The following is a 13434-nucleotide window of genomic DNA, read 5'->3' on the forward strand; positions in this document are numbered from 1 at the left end:
ACTGTTTGTTGTACCATTGTTTCACCTCGTTGGTTAAGTGGTTGTTTTAGTTTTGTGAGTCCTATTATCGCTTGCCAACGAGGCTTTTTCAATATCTTTCCACACCAATTTATTTCCAATAGCGATTCTAGGGTTATACACTCAATACTTTACTTAAAATAAACTTTTATATATTATACACAATTAAATCGAGTTACAAAATTTATTTGACTAGGGTGAAAATAAACTAGGAAAGGAGATCGGAAATGAGAGTCATAATTGTAAAAAATGATGAAGAAATGGGAAAGAAGGCAACTGATTTGATCGCAGGGGAAATGAAGAAAAAAACCAGTTTTGTACTGGGTCTTGCAACAGGCAGTACACCTTTGCCACTCTACAAAGACTTCGTAGAAAGAAGCAAAGCCGGAGAAATGGATTTTTCTACTGTGATAACATTTAATCTGGACGAATATGTAGGACTTGACCCAGCTCATAATCAAAGTTATAGATACTTCATGAATGAGAATCTGTTTGACCATGTCAATATATTAAAGAAAAATACTCATGTCCCCAACGGGATGGCAGAGGATATTGATGCATCCTGCCATGAATACGAAAAAATGATAGATGAAATAGGAGGTATTGATTATCAGGTTCTTGGAATTGGCGGCAATGGACATATTGGATTCAATGAGCCTGGTTCTTCTCTTGGGTCTTTGACAAGAATAAAGACACTAACTGCAGAGACAATATCAGATAACGCGCGATTCTTTGAAAAAAAGGAAGACGTCCCGACACAGGCAATAACAATGGGGATTGGAACCATAATGAAATCAAGGAAAATTGTCTTGCTTGCAGCCGGCGCAAATAAAGCTGATGCGATCAGAGCAGCTCTTGAGGGCCCCATTACATCAATGTGTCCATCAAGTGCGCTTCAGCTGCATAGGTTTGTAACTTATGTCATAACTGAAGACTGCGCAACAAAGCTAACATTAAATTATGAGACAGTGTAAAATTTATATGTCAGACATAATCAGCCGATTTATTGAACGCACAAAGAAGACTCCAAAGAAAATTGTATTTCCGGAAGGAGAAGATATACGGATTATAGAAGCCGCATCAATTATAAAATCTGAAGAAATATGTATTCCTGTGCTTCTGGGAGATAAAAGCGCAATAGATAAAGCGGCATCTGAGGCAGGTTTTGATATAAGCGGGGTTCAGATTGTAAATCCGCAGGAATCTTCATATCTTGACGAATTCGCAGAGAAATACAGTTCATTGCGTAAAAACATCAGTCTTAGTATGGCCAAAAGAATAGTGAGACGAAGTCTCTATTTTGGCGCAATGATGGTTTCTCAAGGCATTGCCGATGGCATGGTCGGCGGAATAGCAAGTACAACAGCCTCTCTAATTCAGGCAGGCGCAATGTGTATAGGATTTGAACAAGGCATTTCAACTCCATCAAGCTTCTTTATAATGGTACTTCCTGAATTTTTAGGAGAAAAAAATAAAGTATTAATTTATGCTGATGCAGCTGTTACAATTTCTCCATCAGCTCCCCAACTCGCTGAAATAGCAATAGCTACAGCCATGAATGCTAAAAAACTTCTTGGAATTGAACCAAAAGTTGCAATGCTGTCTTTTTCAACTAAAGGCAGTGCTTCACACTCAGATGTTGATAAAGTAGTGGAAGCTACAAAAATTGCAAGGCAAAAGAAACCTGATTTGAATATTGACGGAGAACTTCAGGCAGACACAGCGCTTGTGCCAAAAGTTGCAGAAAAAAAGGTAAAAGAAAGTAACGTTGCCGGCAAAGCAAATGTATTAATATTTCCAGATCTGGACGCAGCAAATATAGCATACAAACTAACTCAGTACATTGGCGGCGCAAAAGCGTATGGCCCGATACTTCAGGGCTTTAGAAAACCAATAAATGATCTATCACGAGGGGCAAGCGTTCAGGACGTTGTTGGAGTTACTGCTATAACAGCAGTGAGAAGTTAAAAAAAAGGAGAAACAGATGAAGGTACTAGTCGTCAATTGTGGAAGTTCTTCAATAAAGTACAGTCTTTTTGATATGAGTAACGAACAGGAACTTGCTAAAGGACTTGTTGAAAAAATCGGAGAGGAAGTATCTGTTTTTACTCAAAAATCAGAAAAAAACAATATTAAGCTCAGTCAACAAATTAAAGACCATAAAGAAGCCTTTGCTCTGTTCACAAAACATTTGCTCAGTCCCAAAACAGATGTTTTAGCGAATATTGATGAGATTAAGGCAGTTGGACACAGAGTTGTTCATGGAGGAGAAAAATTCTATGAGTCTGCTTTACTAGACGAAAAAGCCATTAAAATAATAGAAAGATATTCTTCATTAGCTCCTCTTCATAATCCGCCTAATCTTGTAGGCATAAGAGAAGCAATGAATTATTTCCCGAATAGCAAACATATAGCTGTGTTTGATACTTCATTCCATCACACAATACCTCAGGTTGCCTATATGTACGCACTTCCATATTACTGGTATGAAAAATATGGTATAAGAAGATATGGATTTCACGGCACCTCTCATAGATATGTAACTATCAGAGCTTCAGAATTGCTCAATAAACCGCTTAACAAAGTAAACTTGATAACCTGCCACTTGGGAAATGGATGTAGTATGGCAGCAATAAAAAATGGCCAATCAGTTGATACAAGTATGGGACTTACACCTCTTGAAGGACTTATTATGGGTACGCGCTGTGGAGACATAGACACAGCTATACTTTTCTTCCTTGCAGAAAAAGAAAATGTAGGTCTTAAAGAGATTGACAAATTACTCAATAAAAAGAGCGGGCTTCTGGGAGTGTCAGAGCTTAGCAATGATGTGCGAACACTGCTTGAAAATGCAGATAAAGGCAACAAAAAGGCACGCCTTGCACTTGACATGTTTGCATACAGGATAAAAAAATATATTGGCGCATATATAGCTGTTCTTAACGAAGTAGATGCCATAGTGCTTACAGGAGGCATCGGTGATAAGGCAAAACCTGTTAGAAAAAATATATGTCAGAATCTTGAATACCTTGGAATTGAACTTGATGAGTCCAAAAATAACAACTGTTTTGAACAAGAAGCAGTTATTAGTAAAGACTCTTCCAGAATCAAACTTCTTGTTGTACCTACTAATGAAGAACTTATGATTGCAAGAGATAGTATAAAAATAGCAAGTTAGGGGCAATGCCCCTTAATAATAACAAGGAGATGTCTAATATGAAACTTTGTATATTTGAAGACGACACATTTGAGAATTTTTATCCGATAACATTAACAAGACCAATCTTTGAATTGAGATGCGGGCACACTCTTTTGTATGAGAAAATACTGAGAGCTTTTCCTGACATAGAAACATGTTTTTTTCTCAGGGATTGGATCGCACCGACATTCAGAAAAAGAGTTGAAGGGAAGTCCGTAAATGACCTATCTGCTTTAAACGATGATATATTAATGTTTAATGGCCGTACTCTTTTTATGAATATAGATATCCAGGCTGAGGGAGATGAAGAAATAGGCATTATGGATAATACACTCGTTTATGCAAGAGTGAAGAAACGGACTTTAGATAAATGCAGAGCAGATTCATTTGAAGCTGTTTTGAAGAATATAAAACAAGTTCTGCCAAGAAAAGAAATGTCTGTTACTTTGCTTAACTATTTATGGGAAGTGATTCATAATAATGGCAAAGCTATTGAAGATGATTTTAATAAGCTTCCTCAAAAGGGTATATTCGGAAACATGGCAGAAGGAGCGATTATTTATGGAGATAGCAGTAAGGTGCATATTGGTAAAGGCACAGAGATTCAGCCTCATACTATAATAGAAACTGCAGGAGGCCCTGTAATAATAGATGAGGATGTGACAGTAACTCCTTTTACAAGAATTGAAGGACCGTGTTCAATAGGAAAGGGCTCAACACTGTTTGGAACAAAGCTAAGGGAAGGCTCTTCAATAGGGCCTGTTTCTAGAGTTGGCGGAGAGATTGAAGAGAGTATAATTCATGGCTACAGCAACAAATATCATGACGGATTTCTTGGCCATGCATATATTGGAGAATGGGTTAATCTTGGTGCATTAACAACAAATAGCGACTTGAAAAACGATTATGGCTCAGTGCAGGTTTACATAAAAGGACAACTTTTTGATACAAATGATACTAAGGTTGGATGTTTTATTGGAGATTATACTAAAACAAGTATAGGAACATTGTTAAATACGGGAACATCTATCGGAGTACTATGTATACTTGTTGCAAGCGGCGGAGTGCTGCCAAAGTATATTCCCTCTCTTGCATGGTATTATAAAGGAAAGATTGCCAAAGGATATGGTCTGGAAACGATGCTTGAAACTGTAAAAACATCAATGAACAGGCGCAAGAAAGAATTGACAGAAGAGGATATCGAGCTTTTAAGATATATTAAGAAAGCTACACGGGATGAAAGAGATACAATAGTTAGAAAAGCAAGAACAGAAAATAATTAGACAGTAAAGTGGTAACCAGAAAAAGGAGATAGATAATGGCAAGTACAGAAGAAAGAGTAAAACAGGTTATTGCAAAACAATTGAATGTTGATATCAGTGATGTAAAAGATGAAGCGCGCTTTATTGAGGATCTAGGCGCAGAATCCATGCAATCGCTTGAGTTAATTGCAGCGTTTGAAGAGGAATTTGATATGTCCCTGGATGAGGATGAAGCAGGAAAGGTTAAGACTGTTGGACAAGCTGTGAAGTTTTTTGAGGATCTGTTATAAGGAAAAAAAGGAAAATTTGACATAAACAGTTCACTATGTTAACCTGCCATTAAAGGATGAACCTTTAAACTAGTTCTGAGAAGCTAGTAAGGGAAAGAAATATGATGAAAGAAGAGGCCTTCCTAAGTTTTTTAGGGAGGTTTTTTATTTATGTAAATGAGCTTTTGTGATTGGAGGAATGAATATGGGTTTGAAAGAGAAAGGTCCTGTTATGGACAAAGAAGGTGTAGAGAGGACAATCAGCCGTATAGCTCATGAAATAGTTGAGAAAAATAAGGGAACAGATAATCTGGTAATTATTGGCATAAGAACCAGAGGGGTCTTTCTTGCAGAGAGAATAGTAAAGAAAATAAAACAAATAGAAAAGGCTGTTCTTCCTATTGGCGTACTTGATATAACTCTTTATCGGGATGATTTAAGCACTATTGCTTCCCAGCCAGTGGTTCATAAGACAGAGATACCTTTTGATATAACGAATAAAGTGGTTGTTTTAGTGGATGATGTTCTTTATACGGGTAGAACTATACGAGCAGCATTAGATGAACTGATTGATTTTGGCAGACCAAAGGCAATCCAGCTAGCAGTTTTAGTAGATAGAGGACATAGAGAACTACCTATCCGAGCTGATTATGCGGGGAAGAATGTTCCTACTTCTCAGAAAGAAATCGTTGAGGTTAGATTAGAAGAATACGATAAAAAGACAGAGGTTATAATTATTGGGAAATAGGCAAAGGGAAAGGAATAGAAATGGAATGGAATAGAAAAGATCTTCTTGGACTGGAGGACTTAACAAAGGAAGAGATTAAGCTGATTTTAGACACAACAGAATCATTCAAAGAAATATCAACGAGAGAGATAAAGAAAGTACCGGCATTAAGGGGAAAGACTATTGCAAACTTGTTCTTTGAACCTAGTACAAGAACAAGGATTTCTTTTGAGCTCGCAGAGAAGCGTCTAAGTGCAGATGTGGTAAACTTTTCTGCTTCAACAAGTAGTCTCTCAAAAGGAGAGACATTCATTGACACAGCAAAAAATATTGAAGCTATGAAAATAGATTGTGTTGTGATACGTCACAGCTCTTCTGGTGCATCCTATATGCTATCAAAAAAGCTAAATGCCAGTGTTATAAATGCTGGAGATGGAACTCATGAGCATCCAACGCAGGCACTTCTAGACATGTTTACAATAAGAGAGAAAAAAGGCGGATTAGAGGGACTTAAGGTGGCGATTGTTGGAGATATCAGACACAGCCGCGTTGCAAGAAGCAACATCTGGGGCATGAGGAAAATGGGGATAGATGTGAGAATATGCGGACCGAAGACATTATTGCCTGTTGATATTGAAAAAACGGGCGCAAAGGTTTTCTATCATATAGAACATGCCATAAAGCATGTAGATGTTATTATGGCACTAAGGATTCAGAAAGAAAGACAAGGACAAAGTTATTTCCCGTCAATAAGAGAATATTCAAAGTTCTATGGGCTCACAAGCGAGAGGCTTAAGTATGCAAAAGGGGATGTTTTAATAATGCATCCAGGCCCTATAAACAGAGGTGTTGAAATTATGCCTGAAGTAGCTGATGGACCGTATTCAGTTATTCTCGAACAGGTAACTAATGGACTTGCAGTTCGTATGGCTGTTCTCTATCTTGTTATGGGCAGTAAAACTAAGGAGGTGAGCGCGTGAAACTACTCATTAAAAACGGAACTGTTGTTGATCCATCTCAACATATAAATGAAAAGACGGACATATTGATAGAAAATAATAAAATATGCAAGTTAGGTAAGAATATCAGGGAGAACGATTGTGAGATATTCAATGCCGAAAACATGATAGTTTCTCCCGGATTTATTGATATGCATGCTCATTTGAGAGAACCTGGTATGGAGGATGCCGAAACAATAGCTGCAGGAACCGCATCTGCCGCAAAGGGCGGGTTTACGTCAGTTTGCTGTATGCCAAATACAGAACCTGCGATAGATAATCAATCTGTTGTAAAGTTTGTTTTAGAAAAAGCTAAAAAAGAGGGTAAGGTCAATGTGTTCCCTATTGGCGCGATCACAAAGGCGCGAAAGGGAGCCGAACTTGCAGAGATTGGAGATATGAAAGATGCGGGAATAGTTGCTGTTTCAGATGATGGTAATTGGGTAGAAAATTCTGCTCTCATGAGAAGAGCACTTGAATATAGTGAGATATTTAATATTCTGGTAATATCGCATTGTGAAGATAAGACACTCTCAGAGAAAGGAATGATAAACGAAAGTTATATTTCAACGGTCTTGGGACTGGAAGGCATTCCCAGGGAAGCAGAGGAAATCGCTGTTTTTAGAGATATAAGCTTAGCAAAGATGCTGAATACCAGAATACATATTGCGCATGTGTCAAGCGGGGGAACAGTAGAATTGATAAAAGAGGCTAAAAACCGTAATATAAAGGTCAGCTGTGAGGTAACACCTAACCATTTCACATTAACAGAACAAGCTATTAATGGTTATGATACAAATACAAAGGTTAATCCCCCATTGAGAAGTGAAGATGATATTCAAGCCATAAAAAACGGGCTTGCTGATGGAACAATAGATGTTATAGCAACAGACCATGCTCCTCACACAATAACAGAGAAGGAATATGAATATGATAATGCTCCGTTCGGGATTGTTGGTTTTGAGACAGCTATAGGGCTTGCCCTTACAGAACTTGTTCACAGCAAAGTTTTATCATTATCCCAGCTTATTGAAAAGCTCTCTTGTAATCCCGCAAAAATTCTTGGGTTTAAGACAAAGGGAACGTTGAAAATCGGCTCAGACGCAGACATAACAATAATAGATGAGAATAAGAAATGGACTGTAGATGTAAACAGGTTCCTCTCAAAGAGTAAAAACTCACCGTATCATAATAGAAAATTAAAGGGCAGGGTAATAGCTACTATTGTTGATGGAAAGATTGTATTTCATGACGCAATAATAGGGAGTAAATGATAGATTCTCATATTACTGAACAAAAAACTAAGCGCTATAAACGTGAAATATTCATATTCAGAAGATGGAATTTTATCTTCAACATTGCTGAACATTCCTTTGATGTATTTGGTAGAACATTTGTTTCAGTAGTAACGGTATTACCAGTTTTCTTAAGCTTTCTCACAGACTCAAAAACTATTATAGGATTGCTTCCTGCTACCTGGGTTTTTTTCTGGATGTTTCCACAGATATTATCAGCATATTTTACAGAACCAATTAAGCAGAAAAAGCGGATAATTGTTTTTCTTAAAATAATTTATGCTTTTCCATGGCTGATACTTGCTATTTATTTTCTTGTTTTTTTTAAAGCATCTTCCAAAGTAGCTCTTGTTGTTTTCTTTATTGCGTTTGCCATTCATTCTCTTTTTGGAGGATTGGCTACACCAACGTGGCTTGCTTTTGTTGGAAAACTGATTTCCAGAAACAAAAGAGGTGCCTTTTATGGTTTTTGGTACGTAATAGGGACAATGCTTGCTGTGTTAGGAGCTTTTGCAATAAAATATATCCTTGCAGCATATCCCTTTCCTGTTAATTTCGCCATATGTTTTTTACTGGCATTTTCATTTCTCTGCCTTGCAAATACTTTTCTTGCTATAACAGTGGAGCCTCATCCTCCAAAAGTTGCTGATAGAATATCTCCTAAGGAATATTTTTCCAATGCTAAATCAATCCTGGAAAATACATCTTTTTTAAGATTTGTTCTTTGTATGATGATGCTTGGTTTTGGGCCAGCAATGGTCAACGCGTTCTATATTATCTATGCAAGAGAAAACTTTAATATTCCTATTGGAGATGTTGGAACATTCACAGCAATTCTTCTTATATCACAGATTATAGCAGCTACTGTTGGTGGAAAGTTGACAGATAAATTAGGAGCACAACCTGTATTTTTAATTTCTTTGTTGTCTGCAGGACTTTGTAGTATATGGGCTTTAATTACTACCAGCGTCACAGGACTATATGTAATATTTAGTCTTATGGGGCTGTATTTGGGATTCTCGGTAGTTTCTTATCATAATCTCATTCTTGAGATGGCACCCTCTAATAAAAGAGCAACATATATCGGATTGCTAAATACCCTGCGAGCTTCTTTTGTTGCGATTGGACCAATCATGGGAGGAATGATAATAGACCATATTTCTTACAGGTTGTTATTCATTCTTGCTACTATTAGCACCTTAATTTCTATAGCATTGGTTATTGTGCCATTCAAGAAGAAGAATTTGGGAGTGACATGAGAACAAAAATTTTCATCTTATTGTTTCTACAAGTTACTGCGCTTGCTTATTGTGAGGTCAATTTGGTTCCAAATGGTGATTTTGAGAATGGACGGCTTATGCCTGCTCATTGGGGATCTAATGCGAGAAAGGATTCTACAGTCCAAGTATATGAAAGTGCAAAAGGCAAAGTAATAGAAGACAAAAATCTCCTGTGGAATAAGACTGAATCGCCTACGGGTAGATGCATAGAATTCAGACTTAATGAGCCAGCAAAGCAATGGACTTCAATCGCTGCGACAAGTGGAATGGAATATGAAAGCGAATATATTCCTGCCATGTATAACCAGGAATACAAACTCAGTATAGATATTAAAAGTGTAGGTATTAATGGAAAGGAAAACGGTCCCAAGGTTATTGTGTTTGTTAAAGCGTACAGTTATGATAAGAAAAAGATGAAATCCTTTGAGGTGTATCGTGCTCCTATGCATTGTTACCCTGAAAACCCCGGGGATTGGAGTACATGCTCAAGAACATTTAAAATTAAAGTATCAACTGCTCAGAAAATGAAGGTAGTTGTGTATGCATACTGGCCAAAAGGTGTTGTGTACTTTGATAATGTAAGATTGATAGAGATTAACGAATGAAACATTCATGCCCCCTTTTCCCTTTATGGATTTGGGATGGTGGGGTATAATCACAAATAAATGAAAAAATTGGAGTAAAATAAAAATATGGAAAACTTATTACACAATTTAAAAACCCTGCTTCAAAAAGATGAGCGATTGACCAGCGAAGGCGATCTTTTGAAGAATAAAATTATTGAGCTTGCCTTGAAGTTGGATAAGGGGCTTCTAAAACTTCTTTTGTCTGATAAAAAAATGAAGATGGTATTTTTCGCTGATGTAGATAAGGTTTTAATTTTTGATAAAGATAAATTTCTCCGTTTTGTTTCCAACAAGCAATTTTTGCCGGACTCTTATACAGCTTTTTCCCAAAATGTTGGATTGATGCACGAAGACGGTAGGATGTTTAGACAAATTGATCCCAAAAAAGAAGTCGTTCTTGTCTGGCCTTATAAAGATTGTGTTTTGGAAGGCGGGATGACCAAAGAAGATCAAAAGCATAATGAGATTTTCTGGAACAAAACGCTGGCGCCGGATGAAATCAGCCGCCTGCTTGACCCAAAAGTTTTTACCAATGCGAAACGAATTGACAAAAATGGTGAACATCCTATGGTGTCATTGCGAGGGAGCGATAGCGACCGTGGCAATCTCGGTTTTCGCCTTGATGAAAACGGCGACATTAAAGATAATCTTATTATCAAAGGCAATAACCTTTTAGCCCTCCACTCCCTCAAAAAACGCTTTGCCGGAAAAGTAAAACTAATTTACATTGACCCGCCATACAACACTAACAACGACAGTTTTGGTTATAACGATAGTTTTAATCATTCTACATGGCTTACATTTATGAAAAATAGGCTAGAGGTGGCAAAGGATATGCTAAAAGAGGACGGCTCTATTTTTATTCAGATTAACGATATTGAACAAGGTCATTTGAAAGTTCTATGCGATGAGGTTTTTGGCAGAGAGAATTTTCACACTACAATTTGCGTGCAAATGTCTCATTTGAGCGGTGTAAAGATGGCACACAAGGATAAAAAACTTCCAAAAATCAAGGAGTTTATCTTGTGGTATACAAAATCAGGAAATATAAAACTCAATCCACAATTTATTCCTGCTTCTTGGGACAAGGCATTGGAAAGATATAATTCTTTTTTATATAAAAATGGTTACCCAGATGATGAGTGCCAAAAGTGGAAAGCGATTTCATTATCACAAGCCATTAAGGATATTGGCATTGATAAGAATGACAGAAGAGCCATTTTAGAATTTAAATTACAAAACGCCGACTTAATTTTTAGAACCGCTCGCAATAGAGGTGCTGATTATTCTAGTTTACCTTACGACAAGTTTACAAAAATTAAGAATCAGGATGGATCTTATTATTTTGCTTACAAACATGAGGATGTTAATTTCGCTGCAGAAAAGGTGATTAAAATTGCTGGCAAATTGACACCTGTCGTTTCACTAGGTGATATTTGGACTGACATAGGAATCAATAATCTATCAAATGAAGGTGGAGTAGAACTTCGGTTTGGCAAAAAGCCAGAAAAGTTGTTGGAGAGAATAATTAACTTAACTACGCAAGAAAATGAAATTGTAATGGATTTTTTTGCAGGAACGGGTACCACTGGTGCTGTTGCTCATAAACTTAACCTCCAATATATCTTAGTTGAACAATTAGATGATCATTGTAAAAAAACAATAAAGCGACTTAATAATGTTATTAAAGGAGAACAAATCGGTATTTCGAAAGAAGCTAACTGGAAAGGCGGCGGGGATTTTGTATATTTAGAACTTATGAAATGGAACGAGAATTTTGCTGAGAAAATAGAAAGAGCAAAAACAAAAGAAGAACTAAAGAAATTGTGGGAAACAATGAAAGAGAAAGCGTTTTTGAGTTACAAGGTAGATATAAAGGCAGTTGACGAAAACGCCAAAGATTTTGCCAGCTTATCTATTGAAAACCAAAAAAGATTTTTGCTTGAGTGTTTGGACAAAAACCATCTCTATGTAAACTACAGCGAGATTGATGATGAGGAGTATGGAGTAAGTGAGGCGGATAAAATAATAAATAAGGAATTTCATGGAGGTTAAATTATGGCTACATATCAAGATTTCTCTTTAATAAAAAAAGAAGTTGAATTTGTACAAAAGAGGAACAAGATAGAGCAAGTGCCTACGGCTTTTATATTTATGGTATTGGAGAAACTCTATCCAGAGATAGATCCGCTCGACTACATTACCGATGGCAGTATGGATTTCAGTATAGATGCTTATTATATAGACGAAGCGAAGAAAACAATCAATCTTTTTCAATTTAAACATACCGGAAGTTTTGAAACAGCAAAAAAGAAAAATGGAATAAAAGAGAAAGAACTAAATGATCTAATTGTAAAGTTAGAAGCAATCTGGAATAGAGATAAAGATTTGCTAAAAAGAGCAAATATTAAGCTAGAAGAGGCTATACAAGAAATTTGGGAAGCTTTTGAAAAAGGTTTTATAAAAACGAACATTTATCTTATAACCAATTATCAAACCACTCTTGATAACGATCATATGACTAAGGCAAGACAGCAAATAAAAGATAGATTTCGAGCCGAGCTTAAAGTTCTATCTTTAGACGAATTAGTAAAATTAATTATAGAAAAAGAATTTCATCCGGTAGATATTAAATTGCAGTTAAAAGGAAAAAACTATTTTGAAGAGTCCACGGGAGATGTTAGGGCTTTAATTGCTGAAGTAAATGCTCTAAATTTTCTAAAGTCAGTATTAGACAAGAAAGAAGAGATAAAAGAAGAGGTGTTTAATGAAAACGTAAGAGTTTATCTGCAATCTAATACAAAAATTAATAAACAGATATACAATTCGATAGAAGCTAAAGAAAATTATAAGTTTTTTTACTACAACAATGGGATTACAGCTGTTTGTGACAGTTTTGAGCACAACAGATCAGATAGTCCTCTTGTAACTTTGAAAAATTTTCAAATAGTTAATGGCGGACAAACGATGCATTCTATCTATGAAGCATATAAAAATGGATTAAAAGACAAAATTGACAATATATATTTATTGCTAAGGATTTATGAAGTTAAAAATAGGGAAGTTGGACAGGAAATAGCAAGATTTACAAATACACAAAATCCTGTGAAAAATAGAGATATTATGTCGAATGATTTAATTCAAATTAAACTTCAAAAAGAGTTACATAATGAAGGGTTTTACTATGAAAGAAAAAAATACGAGTATAGAGAACAGAAGATTGATAATAATAATAAAATTGACGCTGAAAAATTAGGACAAGCGATTTTGACATTTTATTTAGAGAAACCAGGTTCTGCTAAAAATAAAAAACAAGAAATATTTGGAGATTTTTATAACGATATATTTGCGGAAGATAAAATTAATACTGATTATGTATTATTGCCGAATTTTTTGTATAAAAAAATAGAAATAGACATTAAAAAATTTACTAAAAAAGTTAGAAAGTTAGAGAAGGACAACAAGATAGAAGATTTAGAAAAAAGCTTGCATGAAGATGGATTTTTAAGTCATGCTCATTATTATTTATTATTTGTACTTAAACTATTGGCAGAGAATGAAAATATATTGTTAAATCGGGGAAATGCAAATAAGATTTTTGAATTTTACAACAAAGCAAAAACAATTTTGCGAGATATAGTCAAGAAAAAGAAAAAAGATCCTAAATTTTCTATGCCACATCTTTTCAAATCGGACGATTTAGTGAATGAAATAAAAAATTCTAGTAAAATAGACGACCCTAATAAAACTAAAAAATGAC

At 35.8% G+C, this 13434-nt stretch carries 12 protein-coding genes; all 12 read left to right on the top strand.

Annotated elements, in window-relative coordinates:
- Nucleotides 1-245 precede the first annotated feature (245 nt).
- Entirely contained in the window at nt 246-992 is a 747-nt protein-coding gene (gene nagB / locus KKC91_09250; GenBank protein ID MBU0478737.1) for a glucosamine-6-phosphate deaminase, read from the top strand.
- A 7-nt stretch (nt 993-999) separates the two neighbouring features.
- On the top strand, nt 1000-1986 hold the full coding sequence (pta, locus tag KKC91_09255; protein MBU0478738.1) for a phosphate acetyltransferase: 987 nt from the start codon (nt 1000-1002) through the stop codon (nt 1984-1986).
- A 16-nt stretch (nt 1987-2002) separates the two neighbouring features.
- A complete protein-coding gene (locus KKC91_09260; protein MBU0478739.1) occupies nt 2003-3196 on the top strand; it encodes an acetate kinase in 1194 nt (397 codons plus the stop codon).
- Between the two features lie 38 nt (nt 3197-3234).
- On the top strand, nt 3235-4500 hold the full coding sequence (locus KKC91_09265; protein ID MBU0478740.1) for a hypothetical protein: 1266 nt from the start codon (nt 3235-3237) through the stop codon (nt 4498-4500).
- 35 nt (nt 4501-4535) lie between these two features.
- Nucleotides 4536-4769, top strand: coding sequence for an acyl carrier protein (acpP, locus tag KKC91_09270; protein MBU0478741.1), 234 nt, complete (start codon nt 4536-4538; stop codon nt 4767-4769).
- A 190-nt stretch (nt 4770-4959) separates the two neighbouring features.
- Complete coding sequence (gene pyrR / locus KKC91_09275) at nt 4960-5496, top strand: bifunctional pyr operon transcriptional regulator/uracil phosphoribosyltransferase PyrR (protein ID MBU0478742.1); 537 nt, start codon at nt 4960-4962, stop codon at nt 5494-5496.
- Between the two features lie 20 nt (nt 5497-5516).
- Complete coding sequence (locus tag KKC91_09280) at nt 5517-6455, top strand: aspartate carbamoyltransferase catalytic subunit (GenBank protein ID MBU0478743.1); 939 nt, start codon at nt 5517-5519, stop codon at nt 6453-6455.
- Complete coding sequence (locus KKC91_09285) at nt 6452-7747, top strand: dihydroorotase (GenBank protein MBU0478744.1); 1296 nt, start codon at nt 6452-6454, stop codon at nt 7745-7747. Before KKC91_09280 ends, KKC91_09285 begins: the two co-directional genes overlap by 4 nt.
- Nucleotides 7744-9027 (top strand): MFS transporter, encoded by a 1284-nt coding sequence (locus KKC91_09290; GenBank protein ID MBU0478745.1) that lies wholly within the window; start codon nt 7744-7746, stop codon nt 9025-9027. Before KKC91_09285 ends, KKC91_09290 begins: the two co-directional genes overlap by 4 nt.
- The gene (locus KKC91_09295) at nt 9024-9653 is read left to right on the top strand and encodes a hypothetical protein (protein MBU0478746.1); all 630 of its coding nucleotides are present in this window, start codon (nt 9024-9026) and stop codon (nt 9651-9653) included. Before KKC91_09290 ends, KKC91_09295 begins: the two co-directional genes overlap by 4 nt.
- An 87-nt stretch (nt 9654-9740) precedes the next feature.
- A complete protein-coding gene (locus tag KKC91_09300; protein ID MBU0478747.1) occupies nt 9741-11729 on the top strand; it encodes a site-specific DNA-methyltransferase in 1989 nt (662 codons plus the stop codon).
- A gap of 3 nt (nt 11730-11732) precedes the next feature.
- Complete coding sequence (locus KKC91_09305; GenBank protein MBU0478748.1) at nt 11733-13433, top strand: AIPR family protein; 1701 nt, start codon at nt 11733-11735, stop codon at nt 13431-13433.
- The last annotated feature ends 1 nt before the right edge of the window (nt 13434 follow it).

Source organism: bacterium, from assembly GCA_018812485.1.
Lineage (GTDB): Bacteria > JAHJDO01 > JAHJDO01 > JAHJDO01 > JAHJDO01 > JAHJDO01.